17 protein-coding genes, 1 rRNA gene and 1 other annotated feature are annotated in these 16,771 nt (G+C 50.5%); of the genes, 8 read left to right on the plus strand and 10 right to left on the minus strand.

Annotated features, from left to right (window positions below; translation table 11 throughout):
• Positions 1–81 precede the first annotated feature (81 nt).
• The 4 genes from SK32_RS13975 to rluD form a co-directional block, all read right to left on the minus strand.
• A 16S ribosomal RNA gene (locus tag SK32_RS13975) occupies positions 82–1,623 on the minus strand.
• 440 nt (positions 1,624–2,063) lie between these two features.
• Positions 2,064–4,637 carry an ATP-dependent chaperone ClpB gene (gene clpB / locus SK32_RS13985; RefSeq protein ID WP_048212931.1) on the minus strand — a complete coding sequence of 858 codons (2,574 nt, stop codon included), beginning with the start codon at positions 4,635–4,637 and terminating at the stop codon, positions 2,064–2,066.
• A 129-nt stretch (positions 4,638–4,766) separates the two neighbouring features.
• Entirely contained in the window at positions 4,767–5,498 is a 732-nt protein-coding gene (gene yfiH / locus SK32_RS13990) for a purine nucleoside phosphorylase YfiH (RefSeq protein WP_048212932.1), read from the minus strand.
• Positions 5,495–6,475 carry a 23S rRNA pseudouridine(1911/1915/1917) synthase RluD gene (rluD, locus tag SK32_RS13995; RefSeq protein WP_005130415.1) on the minus strand — a complete coding sequence of 327 codons (981 nt, stop codon included), beginning with the start codon at positions 6,473–6,475 and terminating at the stop codon, positions 5,495–5,497. Before rluD ends, yfiH begins: the two co-directional genes overlap by 4 nt.
• A gap of 131 nt (positions 6,476–6,606) precedes the next feature.
• On the opposite strand from rluD, the gene bamD reads away from it, so the two are divergent.
• The 4 genes from bamD to pheA all read left to right on the plus strand — a co-directional run bounded on the left by bamD (position 6,607) and on the right by pheA (position 9,362).
• Positions 6,607–7,344, plus strand: coding sequence for an outer membrane protein assembly factor BamD (bamD, locus tag SK32_RS14000; protein ID WP_005130417.1), 738 nt, complete (start codon positions 6,607–6,609; stop codon positions 7,342–7,344).
• 269 nt (positions 7,345–7,613) lie between these two features.
• Positions 7,614–7,952, plus strand: a complete 339-nt coding sequence (gene raiA / locus SK32_RS14005) for a ribosome-associated translation inhibitor RaiA (RefSeq protein ID WP_003031244.1) — start codon at positions 7,614–7,616, stop codon at positions 7,950–7,952.
• Positions 7,953–8,054: 102 nt separating this feature from the next.
• Positions 8,055–8,180: a sequence feature (Phe leader region), on the plus strand.
• Positions 8,056–8,103 carry a pheA operon leader peptide PheL gene (gene pheL / locus SK32_RS26055; RefSeq protein ID WP_100250063.1) on the plus strand — a complete coding sequence of 16 codons (48 nt, stop codon included), beginning with the start codon at positions 8,056–8,058 and terminating at the stop codon, positions 8,101–8,103. It overlaps the preceding feature by 48 nt.
• A gap of 21 nt (positions 8,181–8,201) precedes the next feature.
• Positions 8,202–9,362 carry a bifunctional chorismate mutase/prephenate dehydratase gene (pheA, locus tag SK32_RS14010; protein ID WP_048212933.1) on the plus strand — a complete coding sequence of 387 codons (1,161 nt, stop codon included), beginning with the start codon at positions 8,202–8,204 and terminating at the stop codon, positions 9,360–9,362.
• A 42-nt stretch (positions 9,363–9,404) separates the two neighbouring features.
• On the opposite strand, the gene tyrA is transcribed toward pheA, so the two are convergent.
• Together tyrA and aroF are read right to left on the minus strand one after the other, a co-directional pair.
• Positions 9,405–10,526: a bifunctional chorismate mutase/prephenate dehydrogenase gene (tyrA, locus tag SK32_RS14015; protein ID WP_048212934.1), complete on the minus strand. Its 1,122-nt coding sequence runs from the start codon at positions 10,524–10,526 to the stop codon at positions 9,405–9,407.
• A gap of 9 nt (positions 10,527–10,535) precedes the next feature.
• The gene (gene aroF / locus SK32_RS14020) at positions 10,536–11,606 is read right to left on the minus strand and encodes a 3-deoxy-7-phosphoheptulonate synthase AroF (RefSeq protein ID WP_005130422.1); all 1,071 of its coding nucleotides are present in this window, start codon (positions 11,604–11,606) and stop codon (positions 10,536–10,538) included.
• A 213-nt stretch (positions 11,607–11,819) separates the two neighbouring features.
• Here aroF and SK32_RS14025 point away from each other — a divergent pair, with 213 nt between their 5' ends.
• From SK32_RS14025 to SK32_RS14040, 4 genes are all read left to right on the plus strand, one after another.
• The gene (locus tag SK32_RS14025) at positions 11,820–12,194 is read left to right on the plus strand and encodes a DUF2799 domain-containing protein (protein ID WP_048212935.1); all 375 of its coding nucleotides are present in this window, start codon (positions 11,820–11,822) and stop codon (positions 12,192–12,194) included.
• A 158-nt stretch (positions 12,195–12,352) separates the two neighbouring features.
• Complete coding sequence (locus SK32_RS14030; RefSeq protein WP_040234078.1) at positions 12,353–12,871, plus strand: regulatory sequestration protein YfiR; 519 nt, start codon at positions 12,353–12,355, stop codon at positions 12,869–12,871.
• Positions 12,864–14,090, plus strand: a complete 1,227-nt coding sequence (gene dgcN / locus SK32_RS14035; protein WP_048212936.1) for a diguanylate cyclase DgcN/YfiN — start codon at positions 12,864–12,866, stop codon at positions 14,088–14,090. Before SK32_RS14030 ends, dgcN begins: the two co-directional genes overlap by 8 nt.
• A 12-nt stretch (positions 14,091–14,102) precedes the next feature.
• Complete coding sequence (locus SK32_RS14040) at positions 14,103–14,585, plus strand: OmpA family protein (protein WP_048212937.1); 483 nt, start codon at positions 14,103–14,105, stop codon at positions 14,583–14,585.
• A gap of 117 nt (positions 14,586–14,702) precedes the next feature.
• Here the strand turns inward: SK32_RS14040 and rplS are convergent, their stop codons facing one another.
• From rplS to rpsP, 4 genes are read right to left on the minus strand one after another with little or no spacing between them, the layout of a single operon-like run.
• Entirely contained in the window at positions 14,703–15,050 is a 348-nt protein-coding gene (gene rplS / locus SK32_RS14045) for a 50S ribosomal protein L19 (protein WP_002914145.1), read from the minus strand.
• Positions 15,051–15,089: 39 nt separating this feature from the next.
• Positions 15,090–15,857, minus strand: a complete 768-nt coding sequence (gene trmD, locus SK32_RS14050) for a tRNA (guanosine(37)-N1)-methyltransferase TrmD (RefSeq protein ID WP_003031232.1) — start codon at positions 15,855–15,857, stop codon at positions 15,090–15,092.
• 44 nt (positions 15,858–15,901) lie between these two features.
• Positions 15,902–16,450 carry a ribosome maturation factor RimM gene (gene rimM / locus SK32_RS14055; protein WP_003031230.1) on the minus strand — a complete coding sequence of 183 codons (549 nt, stop codon included), beginning with the start codon at positions 16,448–16,450 and terminating at the stop codon, positions 15,902–15,904.
• 18 nt (positions 16,451–16,468) lie between these two features.
• Entirely contained in the window at positions 16,469–16,717 is a 249-nt protein-coding gene (gene rpsP / locus SK32_RS14060; RefSeq protein WP_003031228.1) for a 30S ribosomal protein S16, read from the minus strand.
• Positions 16,718–16,771: the final 54 nt, after the last annotated feature.

A 16,771-nucleotide genomic window follows, 5' to 3' on the forward strand; every position in this document is an offset into this window, starting at 1 on the left:
AAGTCTCAATCGCAAGACGCCTTGCTATTTACTTTTCATCAGACAATCTGTGTGAGCACTACAAAGAACGTTTCTTTAAGGTAAGGAGGTGATCCAACCGCAGGTTCCCCTACGGTTACCTTGTTACGACTTCACCCCAGTCATGAATCACAAAGTGGTAAGCGCCCTCCCGAAGGTTAAGCTACCTACTTCTTTTGCAACCCACTCCCATGGTGTGACGGGCGGTGTGTACAAGGCCCGGGAACGTATTCACCGTGGCATTCTGATCCACGATTACTAGCGATTCCGACTTCATGGAGTCGAGTTGCAGACTCCAATCCGGACTACGACATACTTTATGAGGTCCGCTTGCTCTCGCGAGGTCGCTTCTCTTTGTATATGCCATTGTAGCACGTGTGTAGCCCTACTCGTAAGGGCCATGATGACTTGACGTCATCCCCACCTTCCTCCAGTTTATCACTGGCAGTCTCCTTTGAGTTCCCGGCCTAACCGCTGGCAACAAAGGATAAGGGTTGCGCTCGTTGCGGGACTTAACCCAACATTTCACAACACGAGCTGACGACAGCCATGCAGCACCTGTCTCAGAGTTCCCGAAGGCACCAAGGCATCTCTGCCAAGTTCTCTGGATGTCAAGAGTAGGTAAGGTTCTTCGCGTTGCATCGAATTAAACCACATGCTCCACCGCTTGTGCGGGCCCCCGTCAATTCATTTGAGTTTTAACCTTGCGGCCGTACTCCCCAGGCGGTCGACTTAACGCGTTAGCTCCGGAAGCCACGCCTCAAGGGCACAACCTCCAAGTCGACATCGTTTACGGCGTGGACTACCAGGGTATCTAATCCTGTTTGCTCCCCACGCTTTCGCACCTGAGCGTCAGTCTTTGTCCAGGGGGCCGCCTTCGCCACCGGTATTCCTCCAGATCTCTACGCATTTCACCGCTACACCTGGAATTCTACCCCCCTCTACAAGACTCTAGCCTGCCAGTTTCGGATGCAGTTCCCAGGTTGAGCCCGGGGATTTCACATCCGACTTGACAGACCGCCTGCGTGCGCTTTACGCCCAGTAATTCCGATTAACGCTTGCACCCTCCGTATTACCGCGGCTGCTGGCACGGAGTTAGCCGGTGCTTCTTCTGCGAGTAACGTCAATCACTAAGGTTATTAACCTTAATGCCTTCCTCCTCGCTGAAAGTACTTTACAACCCGAAGGCCTTCTTCATACACGCGGCATGGCTGCATCAGGCTTGCGCCCATTGTGCAATATTCCCCACTGCTGCCTCCCGTAGGAGTCTGGACCGTGTCTCAGTTCCAGTGTGGCTGGTCATCCTCTCAGACCAGCTAGGGATCGTCGCCTAGGTGAGCCGTTACCCCACCTACTAGCTAATCCCATCTGGGCACATCCGATGGCAAGAGGCCCGAAGGTCCCCCTCTTTGGTCTTGCGACGTTATGCGGTATTAGCTACCGTTTCCAGTAGTTATCCCCCTCCATCGGGCAGTTTCCCAGACATTACTCACCCGTCCGCCACTCGTCACCCAAGGAGCAAGCTCCTCTGTGCTACCGTTCGACTTGCATGTGTTAGGCCTGCCGCCAGCGTTCAATCTGAGCCATGATCAAACTCTTCAATTTAAGTTTGATGCTCGTGAATTAAACTTCGTAATGAATTACGTATGTTCACTCAGAGACTTGGTATTCATTTTTCGTCTTGCGACGTTAAGAATCCGTATCTTCGAGTGCCCACACAGATTGTCTGATAAATTGTTAAAGAGCAGTGCCGCTTCGCTTTTTCTCAGCGGCGCGGGGTGTGCATATTACGCCATCCCGCTACGAAGTCAAGCATTTAATTTCGCTTTCTTCGCCGGAGTTCTCAGTGGAACCCCGCTGACCCGGCGGCTTGCGTGCCGTTGTTCCGTGTCAGTGGAGGCGCATTATAGGGAGTTATTTCAGACTGACAAGTTAAAAATACAAAAAACTTATCAAGCGATTGCTTTTTAATCAACAGCTCTATTCTTGCCTGGTTATTAAACAAAAACGAGCCCCGCAGGGCCCGTTTATTGAGGTTTTGTGACTTACTGCACTGCCACAATGCGATCGTCATTCACTTCCAGACGAATCGTTTTGCCTGGAATCAGCTCACCAGACAGGATTTGCTGCGCCAGCGGGTTTTCGATCTGCTGCTGGATAGCACGTTTCAATGGACGTGCACCATATACCGGATCGTAACCATTCGCGCTCAGCAGTTTAAGCGCCTCGTCAGAGATGTGAATTTCATAGCCACGCTCTTCCAGACGTTTATACAGACGCTGCAGTTGGATCTGAGCAATAGAAGCAATGTGTTTCTCACCCAATGGATGGAATACAACAACCTCATCTATACGGTTGATGAATTCCGGGCGGAAGTTCTGGCTCACGACGCCCAGCACCATATCCTTCATGTGACCATAATCCAGCTCACCGAAGCGTTCCTGAATCAGATCAGAGCCAAGGTTCGAGGTCATGATGACAACCGTATTACGGAAATCGACCGTTCTCCCCTGCCCGTCAGTCAAACGACCATCGTCAAGCACCTGCAACAGAATGTTAAATACATCCGGATGCGCTTTTTCCACTTCATCCAGCAGAATGACAGAGTAAGGACGACGGCGTACCGCTTCCGTCAGATACCCACCTTCTTCATAACCGACATATCCCGGAGGCGCCCCGACCAGACGAGAGACAGAATGTTTCTCCATAAACTCGGACATATCGATACGCACCATCGCGTCGTCGCTGTCGAACATAAAATTAGCCAGCGCCTTACACAGTTCGGTTTTACCGACACCGGTTGGGCCAAGGAACAGGAATGAACCAATCGGACGATTCGGATCGGACAAACCCGCACGGCTACGGCGGATGGCATTAGATACCGCTTCTACCGCTTCGTTCTGGCCAATCACACGGCTGTGCAGCTCCTGTTCCATACGCAACAGTTTTTCCCGTTCGCCTTCCAGCATACGAGCCACCGGGATCCCGGTCCAGCGCGCCAACACTTCTGCAATTTCTGCATCCGTCACTTTATTACGCAGCAGACGCATGGTTTTGCCTTCAGACTGGGTGGCTGCTTCCAGCTGTTTTTCCAGTTCCGGAATTTTGCCGTACTGCAGCTCGGACATGCGCGCCAGGTCGCCGACACGACGCGCCTGTTCGATAGCGATTTTTGCCTGTTCCAGCTCTGCCTTGATGGTTTGCGTGCCGGAGAGGGACGCTTTTTCAGCTTTCCACTCTTCTTCTAACTCAGAGTACTGGCGCTCTTTGTCGTCCAGCTCTTCATTAAGCATATCAAGACGTTTTTTGCTCGCCTCATCAGACTCTTTCATTAACGCCTGCTGTTCCAGTTTGAGCTGGATAATACGACGGTCGAGTCTGTCGAGTTCCTCCGGTTTGGAGTCAATCTGCATACGAATGCTGGATGCCGCTTCGTCAATGAGGTCGATAGCTTTATCCGGCAACTGACGATCGGCAATATAGCGGTGAGACAGCGTAGCTGCCGCAACAATTGCCGGGTCAGTAATCTGTACATGGTGGTGCAGCTCGTAACGTTCTTTCAGTCCACGCAAAATGGCGATGGTGTCTTCTACTGATGGCTCAGCCACAAACACTTTCTGGAAACGACGTTCCAGCGCCGCATCTTTTTCGATATACTGGCGGTATTCATCAAGCGTGGTGGCCCCTACGCAGTGCAGCTCCCCGCGCGCCAGCGCTGGTTTCAACATGTTGCCGGCGTCCATCGCGCCATCGGCTTTACCTGCACCGACCATTGTATGCAACTCATCGATGAACAGAATGACGTTGCCTTCCTGTTTCGAGAGATCGTTGAGCACACCTTTTAAACGTTCTTCAAATTCACCGCGATACTTCGCCCCGGCCACCAGCGCGCCCATATCCAGCGCCAGCACGCGACGACCTTTTAACCCTTCAGGTACTTCACCGTTAATGATTCGCTGTGCCAGCCCTTCGACGATAGCGGTTTTACCAACACCTGGCTCACCGATCAAAACCGGGTTATTTTTAGTACGACGTTGCAGCACCTGAATAGTGCGGCGAATTTCTTCATCACGACCAATAACCGGATCGAGTTTGCCTTGTTCGGCGCGTTCGGTCAGGTCGACGGTATATTTTTTCAAGGCCTGACGTTGGTCTTCGGCCCCCTGGTCATTCACGCTTTCACCTCCACGCATTTGTTCAATTGCCTGAGTGATATTGGCGGTCGTCGCCCCTGCTGATTTTAATAAATCGGTCAGCGTACCGCGTGACTCAAGCGCCGCCAGAACGAACAGTTCTGACGAAATAAAGTTGTCCCCACGTTTTTGCGCCAGCTTGTCGCAAAGATTCAGTACACGCACCAGATCCTGAGAAGGCTGCACATCACCGCCGGTACCTTCTACCTGCGGCAAACGGCTCAACGCCTGGTCAATGGCTGTACGTAACTGGCCAGCATTAATGCCAGCAGACGTTAATAAAGGACGTACCGATCCCCCTTCCTGATTCAGCAAGGCGCTCATTAGATGAAGTGGTTCGATGAATTGATTGTCGTGCCCCAATGCGAGTGACTGGGCATCGGCAAGAGCAAGCTGGAATTTATTAGTAAGACGATCCAGACGCATAACTCCTCCCATAACAGGTCAAAATTGCTACTGGAGATTAAATGAGGTCATCCCTCAATTATTCAAGGTGAATGACCTGAATTATGTGAAAAGAAAATTACACGTACCGGATCGTCTTGATTCTTTAGGTTATATCAGCCAAATAAAACTTGCCATACGACCCGTAGTATTGTCGCGACGATAAGAGAAGAACGTCTCACTTTCGCTGAAGGTGCAATGGTCACCACCGTAGACGTTCTCAACCCCCACATTTGCCAGACGCTGGCGCGCAAGCTGGTAGATATCCGCCAGATATTTTTCACCACGCGGCACAAATGCACTGTCAGCGTGCGGATCTTTTGCCATAAACGCTTCGCGGACTTCTGCTCCCACTTCAAACGCGTCCGGGCCAATCGCCGGTCCTAACCAGGCAATAATGTTTTCCGGTTTATCGCCAAAGCACGCCACCGTTTCTTCCAGCACACCTTCACATAACCCGCGCCAGCCCGCATGGGCCGCCGCCACCTCTGTTCCAGCACGATTACAAAACAGCACTGGCAGACAGTCCGCCGTCATCACCGCACATACGGTGCCCGGCGTATTACTGTAGGACGCATCTGCACGTTTAGATAAGTATGGCCCGCCGCTCAATTTCAGGACGTCTTTACCGTGTACCTGTTCAAGCCAGACGGGTTTCGAAGGCAGATTACCCGCAGCAAACAGCCGCTTGCGGTTCTCTTCCACATGCTCCGGGTTATCACCACAATGGGCACCCAGGTTAAGCGAATCATAGGGCGACAGACTGACGCCGCCAATGCGGGTAGAACTACAGGCCGCGACACCCTGAGGTATCGGCCACTGCGGGACAATTAGCTTACTCATAGCCAGGCAACATCATCCTTATGCTCTTCGAAATCAGCGCGCATCACTTCGATAAGCTCCACCATATCTTGCGGAATCGGCGCATGCCATTCCATCTCAATACCGGAAATCGGGTGATACAAACGCAACATGGTCGCGTGCAGCGCCTGACGGTCAAACTTACGCAGCACGGAGATAAACTCGTCAGAAGCGCCTTTCGGTGGACGCGGACGACCACCGTAGACCTGGTCGCCCACCAGCGGATGGGTGATATGCGCCATGTGCACGCGGATCTGGTGCGTACGTCCGGTTTCCAGACGCAACCGCAGACGCGTGTGCACACGGAAATGCTCCATAATGCGATAGTGCGTTACCGCAGGTTTCCCCATTGGATGCACTGACATATGCGTACGTTTGGTTGGATGACGGCTGATCGGTTCTTCGACTGTACCGCCCGCTGTCATATGGCCAATCGCCACGGCTTCATACTCACGAGTGATTTCGCGCAGCTGCAATGACTCGACCAGGCGCGTTTGCGCCGGGACAGTTTTTGCCACAACCATAAGTCCGGTTGTGTCTTTATCCAGACGGTGTACGATACCGGCACGAGGAACATCCGCGATTGGCGGGTAGTAATGCAGTAACGCATTCAATACCGTACCATCAGGATTACCTGCGCCCGGATGTACCACCAGGTCACGAGGTTTGTTGATGACAAGAATGTCGTCATCTTCATAAACGATATCCAGCGGGATATCCTGAGCTTCAAAACGAACCTCTTCATCAATTTCAGCATTGATGGAGACACGCTCTCCACCTAACACTTTTTCTTTCGGCTTATCGCAAAGATTGCCATTTACCAGTACGCGCTGGTCGAGGATCCATTCTTTTATGCGCGATCGCGAATAATCAGGGAACAATTCGGCCAAAGCCTGATCTAAGCGTTGACCAAGCTGATTTTCGGAGACTGTTGCGGTGAGTTCTACTCGTTGTGCCATAAACTGCTTCTTCGTTTAACGTTGGGTTTTACGGCTTTGCCGTTTAATATAGTGTGCTATTGTAGCTGGTCTTAACCGGGAGCAGGAACAGAGAATCTCCCGTATTACATTTTGAGGAAAGTCAAAACGTCATGACGCGCATGAAATATCTGGTGGCAGCAGCCACGTTGAGCCTGTTTTTGGCGGGTTGCTCTGGTTCAAAGGAAGAGGTGCCCGATAATCCGCCAAATGAAATCTACGCGACTGCTCAGCAAAAGCTGCAGGACGGTAACTGGAAACAGGCAATAACGCAATTGGAAGCGTTGGATAACCGTTATCCATTTGGACCGTATTCTCAGCAGGTGCAATTAGATCTCATCTACGCCTACTACAAAAACGCCGATCTGCCACTTGCTCAGGCTGCCATCGATCGTTTTATTCGTCTGAACCCGACTCACCCGAACATTGATTATGTCATGTACATGCGTGGCCTGACCAATATGGCGTTGGATGATAGCGCGCTGCAAGGATTCTTTGGCGTCGATCGTAGCGATCGCGATCCACAGCACGCCCGAGCTGCGTTTAATGACTTTTCCAAACTGGTACGTGGTTATCCGAACAGCCAGTACACAACCGATGCCACGAAGCGTCTGGTGTTCCTGAAAGATCGTCTGGCGAAGTATGAATACTCTGTTGCTGAGTACTATACCGCCCGTGGCGCATGGGTTGCAGTCGTGAACCGTGTGGAAGGTATGCTGCGTGACTATCCGGATACCCAGGCAACGCGTGATGCCCTGCCGTTGATGGAAAACGCTTATCGCCAAATGCAGATGAATGCCCAGGCAGAAAAAGTAGCGAAAATCATTGCAGCTAACAGCAGCAACACCTGATTGACCTCAGAATGCAAAACGGCAGCCCAAGGGCTGCCGTTTTTTTATCCGTTAACACCACAACTGAAGCGGTTTAGCTGCGACGCATCCTATCAAATATGGCCTGCTTTCAGGTATTCCTCAAGTAAAAAATCGCCTGTTCCTGCGGTGCCTCACAAAAAGGTTTTCTTGACAAAAAGCGACAAAAATATGTGATCTAGATCGCATATTTTGACATTAGGAACGGTATGCTGGAATCACCAAGACGGGAAAGACAAGAGGTAAAATTTATGACAATGAACATTACCAGTAAACAAATGGAAATTACTCCGGCAATTCGCCAGCATGTCGCAGACCGTCTCGCCAAACTTGAAAAATGGCAAACTCATCTGATTAATCCACATATCATTCTGTCTAAGGAGCCACAGGGTTTCATTGCTGATGCCACCATCAATACACCGAACGGACATCTGGTCGCCAGCGCAAAACACGAGGATATGTACACCGCCATTAACGATTTGATCAACAAGCTGGAACGGCAGCTCAATAAAGTGCAGCACAAAGGCGAAGCCCGTCGTGCAACAACTTCAGTAAAAGACGCCAACTTCGTCGAAGCAGAAGAAGAGTAGTCCCTTACATTGAGTGTATCGCCAACGCGCCTTCGGGCGCGTTTTTTGTTGACATGGTGAAAACAGTACGGGTACTTTACTGATGTAGCCAAAGGAAAATTACATGAAACTTGTCCCGTTCTTCTTCGCATTCTTTTTTACCTTCCCCTGAATGGGAGGCGTTTCGTCGTGTGATAAAGAATGCGAAGACGAACAATAAGGCCTCCCACAACGGGAGGCCTTTTTTTTGATAACAAGAAAGGCAACACTATGACATCGGAAAACCCATTGCTGGCGCTGCGCGATAAGATCAGCACGCTGGATGAAAAATTACTGGCCCTGCTGGCTGAGCGACGTGGACTGGCCGTAGAAGTTGGCAAAGCTAAACTGCTTTCACATCGTCCGGTTCGTGATATCGACCGTGAGCGCGACCTGTTAGACCGCCTGATTCAGCTTGGCAAAGCACATCATCTTGATGCTCATTACATTACTCGCCTGTTCCAGCTGATTATCGAAGACTCCGTCCTGACCCAGCAGGCGCTCCTTCAGCAGCATCTGAATAAGATCAACCCGCATTCCGCTCGTGTTGCCTTCCTGGGACCAAAAGGGTCTTACTCACACCTCGCCGCCCGTCAGTATGCCGCACGTCATTTTGAGCAGTTTATTGAAAGCGGCTGCGCGAAATTTGCCGATATCTTTAATCAGGTTGAGACCGGACAGGCAGACTACGCGGTAGTGCCTATTGAAAACACCAGTTCCGGTGCGATTAATGACGTTTACGATCTGCTGCAGCACACCAGCCTGTCTATCGTTGGCGAGATGACGATTACTATCGATCATTGCGTACTGGTGTCGGGAACAACCGATCTGGAGAGCATCGACACGGTATACAGCCACCCGCAACCGTTCCAGCAGTGCAGCAAGTTCCTGAACCGCTACCCGCACTGGAAGATTGAATACACTGAAAGCACTTCAGCTGCGATGGAAAAGGTCGCCCAGGCTAATTCGCCACGCGTGGCAGCCCTGGGAAGCGAAGCCGGTGGTGTACTGCATGGTCTGCAGGTACTTGAGCATATTGAAGCTAATCAGACACAAAACATTACCCGCTTCGTGGTACTGGCACGTAAAGCAATCAATGTTTCTGACCAGGTTCCAGCGAAAACAACGTTGCTGATGGCGACAGGACAACAGGCAGGTGCGCTGGTAGAAGCATTGCTGGTGCTGCGTAACCATAATCTGATTATGACCAAGCTGGAATCACGCCCGATTCACGGCAATCCGTGGGAAGAGATGTTTTATCTCGATATTCAGGCCAATCTGGAATCACCCCAGATGCAAAAAGCATTGAAGGAGTTGGGTGAGATTACGCGTTCGATGAAAGTATTGGGATGTTATCCGAGTGAAAACGTGGTGCCGGTCGACCCGAGCTAACATGACAATGCCGGATGGCGCTACGCTTATCCGGCATCTTAATTAAGGACGGCTGTCATTCGCCTGGCGTAACAAAGTACGGCTTTCACTCTGGAAGCGCTGCGCATAGTCGCCAAACCAGTGTTCCACCTTACGGAAACTGTCGATAAAAGCCTGCTTATCGCCCTGCTCCAGTAAACCGATCGCCTCACCAAAACGTTGGTAGTAGCGCTTGATCAGCGCAAGGTTGCTCTCAGACGACATAATAATATCGGCATAGAGCTGAGGATCCTGGGCAAACAGACGGCCAACCATTGCCAGTTCAAGACGGTAAATAGGTGAAGAAAGAGCCAGTAACTGCTCCAGTTGAACATTCTCTTCCGCTAAATGCAGACCGTAAGCAAAGGTCGCAAAGTGACGCAATGCCTGAATAAACGCCATGTTCTGATCGTGTTCAACGGCGCTGATCCGATGTAGTCGTGCACCCCATACCTGAATCTGTTCCAGAAACCACTGATAGGCTTCCGGCTGACGTCCATCACACCAGACGACGACCTGTTTTGCCAGGCTGCCGCTGTCCGGACCAAACATCGGATGCAATCCCACCACCGGACCGTCATGTGCAGCCAGCATCGCCTGCAGAGGACCATTTTTCACTGAGGCCAGATCAACCAGAATACAGTCAGGCGGCAGGCGCGGTAATTTGGCGATTACCAGTTCGGTGACGTGGATCGGCACACTGACGATCACCATGCCTGCATCGGCGACGATCTCCGTGGCGCGATCCCAGTCCTGCTGTTCCAGAATCCGCACCTGATAACCAGACAGCGTCAGCATCTTCTCGAACAGCCGCCCCATCTGTCCGCCACCACCGACGATCACCACCGGACGCAAAGAAGGACAAAGCGTCTTAAAGCCTTTGTCATTCTCACTGGAATAAGACTCGCGCATAACCCGACGCAATACATCTTCGATCAGATCTGGCGGCACCCCCAGCGCTTCAGCTTCTGCACGGCGGGAAGCCAACATCGAGGCTTCCCGCTCGGGTACGTAGATCGGCAGCCCAAAGCGGCTTTTGACTTCACCGACTTCGGCAACCAGCTCCAGACGCCGTGCCAGTAAATCCAGCAACGCCTTATCAACTTCATCAATTTGATCGCGTAGTGCGGTCAATTCAGCAACCATACCAACCTCTTATGCTACACGCGCCGTCAGTTGGCCGTTTAAATCCTGGCTAATTTCACGCAGTAGCGCATCCGTCATTTCCCAGCTAATGCAGGCATCAGTTACGGAGACGCCGTATTTCATTTCGCTACGCGGCTGTTCGGAGGACTGGTTGCCTTCGTGAATATTACTTTCAATCATCAAGCCGATGATTGAGCGATTGCCATCTTTGATTTGGGCGATCACAGATTCAGCCACGGCTGGCTGGCGACGGTAATCTTTATTGGAATTACCATGACTGCAATCTACCATCAGAGAAGGTCGTAGTCCTGCCTGCTCCATCTCTTTTTCACACTGGGCGACATCCGCTGGGCTGTAGTTCGGCGCTTTACCGCCACGCAGGATCACGTGACCATCTGGATTACCCTGAGTTTGCAGTAGTGCAACCTGCCCCGCCTGGTTAATACCAACAAAGCGGTGTGATTGTGCTGCGGCGCGCATGGCGTTAATTGCCGTCGCCAGGCTCCCATCTGTACCATTCTTAAAACCAACCGGCATGGAAAGACCAGAAGCCATTTCACGATGCGTCTGTGATTCAGTGGTACGCGCACCGATAGCAGACCAGCTAAACAGATCGCCCAGGTATTGCGGGCTGTTTGGATCTAACGCTTCTGTTGCCAGCGGTAGCCCCATATTCACCAGTTCAAGCAGCAGTTGACGCGCAATTTTCAAGCCTGCTTCAACATCAAAAGAGCCATCCATATGAGGATCATTAATTAACCCTTTCCAACCGACGGTGGTACGGGGCTTTTCAAAGTAGACGCGCATCACCAGGTAGAGGCTATCGCTGACCTCTGCGGCAAGGGCTTTAAATCGACGAGCGTACTCAATAGCCGCTTCAGGATCGTGAATCGAGCATGGACCACACACCACCAGCAGTCGCGGGTCGCGCCCAGAGATAATGTCTGAAATGGTTTTACGCGACTGAGCGATTTGCGCCTCCTGTGCAAGGCTCAGCGGAAATTCCGCTTTAAGCTGCTCTGGGGTCATCAGAACCTGTTCGTCGGTAATGTGTACGTTGTTCAGCGCGTCTTTTTGCATGATGGTGATCCTGTTTAGCTCGTTTGCGATAGTTTTCCTCAGCGAGGAGATAATCACGATAACACAATAGGTAAAGATTTCAATCCACATTCCGTAAATTTTTATTTACGGAACACCTTTTTACAGCAAAAACACTGCAAGATTCCGTACAATTAAATTTACACCACTCTATATATGAATCCGCTATGCTTTAAAAAACGGGGAGAACAGGCAATGAAGCAACTCATCTGTACCTTATTTGTATTATTTCTCAGCGGATGTCAGATAGATCCCTATACTTTTTCCCCTACCTGGACAGGTACCGACTGGTTTGATGCCGGAATACAGGATGCCATTTCAGGCCATGTCGTTAAAGATAACGAGACACTTGCCGACAACTACAATGACCCGGAGGTCGATCGTGCCCAATATCTTAAGGGGTACGCCGAAGGACAAAGGAAAACCTGTCAGCAGGACTTTGTTTACGCGAGAGGATTGACCGGCAAAACCTTCCCCGCCAGTTGCGACACGGTAGACAATGTCAGCCGATTACATGAAGCATGGCAAAAAGGAGCAAACGAAGGAGCAGCCTCAACAAGGTTAAATTAAACAAGAGCTTAAATTTTATAAATTAATGAGATTTAGCTTAAATACTCAATGCACTCATTCCAGGAATAATGACGCCCTGGGAAAATAATGTTATTTTGTTGCAAACAATCTTGAATGTATATCGACGCAATACGGCAAACGCTGGTAGGTACCTATTCATGAGCTTTTCTTACCGACTCATACTTCTACTGGCACTGCTTCTGACCGGATTACCTCTGTACGCTCACAGCGTCACGGAAGAGGCAAAATCTGTGCGCTCTATGGTTTCCGGTATCGTCAGTTATACACGCTGGCCAGCACTTTCAGGGCCACCAAAACTGTGTATATTCTCTTCTTCGCGCTTTTCCAGCGTGCTGGAAGATACCCGAGCAGGAGCACTACCCTATCTTCCTGTCATCATTCATACGGAACAAGAAGTCTTAGTTGCGCAGTGTGATGGTTTTTATTTTGGAAAAGAAAGTCCTACATATCAGGCGGAACTAAAGAATAAATATCCTACTAAAGCATTGTTATTAATTGCCGAACAGAATCCCGAATGCGTTATTGGCAGCGCTTTTTGCCTCATAATTAAAGATGAAGACGTGAGATTTTCCGTAAATATGGATTCCCTGTCACGCAGCGGTGTAAGGGTAAGTCCAGACGTATTGATGCTTGCGCGGAATAAAAAGCATGAATAAGGGTCCTTCTCCCATAAAACGCCCAACGTTTAAGCGGACGCTGCGGCGTATCAGCATCGTCAGCGTACTGGTAACCATGACGCTGATTTGGCTGCTGCTTAGCATTTCGTCTGTGCTGGCTCTGAAGCAATACGCACAAAAGAATCTGGATCTCACGGCAGCAACCATGACCCGCACGCTCGAAGCAGCATTAGTCTTTTCGGATAGCGTCGCAGCGTCGGAAACGCTGGCGGCACTGGGACAGCAAGGGCAATTTTCAGTTGCAGAAGTCCGCAATCAAAAGCAGAAAGTGATCGCCACCTGGCGCTATGACGCGCAGGATACTACTGACAAAATCAGCAGTATCATCAGCCACTGGTTGTTCCCGCAACCAGTAACTCAACCCATTTTGCACAATGGCGACGTTATTGGTGAGGTGCGCCTGATTGCTCGCGACAGCGTTATTAGTCATTTCATTTATTTGTCGCTGGCGGTTCTTACCGGATGCATTTTACTGGCATCGGGTATTGCATTAATGCTTACTCGTTATTTACACAATGGTGTCGTGGACGCCCTGCAAAATATTACTGAGGTGGTACATGATGTTCGTACCAATCGTAATTTCTCACGGCGCGTATCTGAAGAACGGATTGAAGAATTTCATCTGTTTGCGCAGGACTTTAATAGCCTGCTGGATGAAATGGAAGAGTGGCAACTACGTCTCCAGGCAAAGAATGCCCAACTGTTGCGTACCGCGCTACATGACCCTTTGACTGGTCTTGCGAACCGTGCCGCATTTCGCAGCAGTATTAACGCACTGATGAACGACGACGCGGCCCACAGCAGCTCTGCGTTGTTATTCCTTGATGGCGATAATTTTAAATTTATTAATGATACCTGGGGACACGCTGCGGGCGATCGGGTCCTGATTGAAGTCGCAAAAAGGCTGGCCGAATTTGGTGGTAATCGGCATCACCCATACCGACTTGGCGGCGATGAATTTGCCATGGTGCTTTACAGCGTCCATTCTGAATACGAAGTTCAACGTATCTGCGCGGCGTTGTCGCAAGAGTTTAATCGACCTTTTGACCTGCATAACGGTCATCTGGCAAGCATGACACTCAGTATTGGTTTTGCGCTGACGTGGGAACATGCCTCTGCCGAGAAATTACAAGAACTTGCCGATCATAATATGTATCAGGCTAAAAATTTGCGCGCTGAGCGCATTATTAAAAAATAAGGAATTACACACATGCTAAGACGTTTATTATCCCCGTTTATTCTCATCATGCTGATTCTGGCAGGCTGTCAGGCACCTCAGGGGAAATTTACCCCAGAGCAAATTGCAGCTATGAAATCGTACGGATTTACTGAAGCTTCAGGAGACTGGTCTCTGGGTTTGTCTGACACCATCCTGTTTGACAAAAACGACTATAAACTCCGCCCTGAAAGTGAAAAACAAATCCAGGAAATGGCATCCAAACTGGCTGCTACCGGGTTAAACCATGCTCGTCTGGATGGTCACACCGATAACTATGGCGAGGACAGCTACAACGAAGCTCTGTCGCTCAAACGAGCCAATGTGGTTGCAGACGCCTGGGCTCGGGGTGCCAATATTCCACGAACTAACCTGACAACCCAAGGGCTCGGGAAGAAATACCCGCTTGCCAGCAACCAGACGTCAAAAGGCCGTGCCGAAAACCGCCGCGTTGCAGTCGTGATCTCGACACCGTAATCAATATCCAACTGGCTGCGCGTCGCGCAGTCATCTAACAAAAAATAAAGGTCGGAGTAAAAAAAGGGCCAGCCTTTCGGCCAGCCCTTTTCTAACAGGATGTCGCTTGCGCGAATCTTAGTTAAGACGCTCTTTGATACGAGCAGACTTACCAGTGCGCTCACGCAGGTAGTACAGTTTAGCTTTACGAACAGCACCACGACGTTTAACAGCAATGCTGTCAACTACCGGAGAGTGAGTCTGGAAGACACGCTCAACGCCTTCGCCGTTGGAAATTTTACGAACAGTGAATGCAGAGTGCAGACCGCGGTTACGAATAGCGATAACCACGCCCTCGAATGCCTGCAGACGTTTTTTGGAACCTTCAACAACCCATACTTTCACTTCCACGGTATCACCCGGACGGAAGGAAGGTACGTCCTGCTTCATCTGTTCTTGTTCAAGTTGCTTAATAATGTTGCTCATAATTTAATCTCTTATCCTGGGTAAACTGATATTGGGGGCTTACGCCTGCCCATCATGTTTATGTTGCTGTTGTGCGTGTTCCTTTTTGAACTCCGCCAGCAACCTTGCTTGCTCTTCAGTCAGAGCCAGGTTTTCCAGAAGTTCAGGTCTTCTAAGCCAGGTCCGGCCCAGCGACTGCTTCAAACGCCAGCGACGTATCTCAGCGTGGTTCCCCGACAGTAATACCGCCGGTACTTCCATCTGCTCTAACACTTCAGGTCGGGTATAGTGTGGACAGTCCAGCAACCCGTCAGCAAACGAATCTTCGATTGCCGAAGCCTCATGACCCAGAACCCCCGGAATAAACCGGGAAACGGAGTCGATCAGCGTCATTGCCGGTAACTCACCACCGCTGAGAACGTAATCGCCGATTGACCATTCTTCGTCAATTTCGGTTTGAATCACGCGCTCATCTATTCCTTCATAGCGACCGCACACCAGAATCAGCTTTTGATTCGTGGCCAGTTCGCTAACGCCCGCTTGATCAAGCTTGCGTCCCTGAGGTGACAGATAAATCACCTTTGCGCCTTCACCAGCCGCAGCTTTTGCTGCATGAATGGCGTCCCGTAAAGGTTGCACCATCATTAACATCCCCGGTCCGCCGCCGTACGGACGATCGTCCACGGTACGGTGCCGGTCATGAGTAAAGTCACGAGGACTCCAGCTCTGGATGTTCAGCAGGCCATTTTTTACTGCCCGGCCAGTTACCCCGTAATCGGTAATTGCGCGGAACATTTCTGGAAACAGGCTAACGATACCTATAAACACAAGCCAATCCCCATAACGCCGACTTTTACCGTTTATCCGGTGGTTTAAAAACCAGGATCCCAATCTACTTCGATAGTACGAGTAGCGAGATCGACTTTCTTGATAACCTGCCCATCGAGGAACGGCACAAGACGTTCCTTGATACCAAACGCATCTTTCAGGTTTGCCTTGATGACGATGACGTCATTAGAACCGGTTTCCATCATATCGACGACTTTACCGAGATCGTAGCCTTCAGTGGTCACTACCTGGCAGCCCATAAGGTCTTTCCAGTAGTAGGAACCATCTTCCAGCGCTGGCAACTGCGAGGAATCCACGACAATTTCGCAATTAGTCAGTAGATTCGCCGAATCACGATCGTCAACGCCTTTCAGCTTGATGATCAGATCCTGATTGTGGTGCTTCCAGCTTTCCAGCTGTACTTGCTGCCACTGACCCGCCTTCTGGATAAACCAGGGCTGATAGTCAAAAATGCTTTCGGCGTCTTCAGTGGAAGAAAACACTCTGAGCCAACCACGGATACCGTAAGAAGACCCCATTTTCCCCAAAACGATGGGTTCTACAGGAGCCTGTGCGGCGAGTTGCTTGCTCATCATGACCACCGTGACAGATTAAGCTGCTTTGTTTGCTGCTTTGATCAGCGTAGCTACGCGATCAGAAATAGTCGCGCCCTGGCCAACCCAGTGAGCGATGCGATCCAGATCCAGGCGAGTGCCTTCTTCTTTTTCGCTAGCGATCGGGTTAAAGAAGCCAACGCGCTCGATGAAGCGACCGTTGCGTGCATTACGGCTGTCGGTAACAACAACCTGGTAGAACGGACGCTTTTTAGCGCCGTGACGAGCTAAACGAATAGTAACCATAACATCCTCTTGTGTGAATAAAACACCCAGGCCCCATCGAGGAACGGAGCCCGG

It is taken from the genome of Citrobacter sp. MGH100 (assembly GCF_001034465.1).
Classification (GTDB): Bacteria; Pseudomonadota; Gammaproteobacteria; order Enterobacterales; family Enterobacteriaceae; genus Citrobacter; species Citrobacter youngae.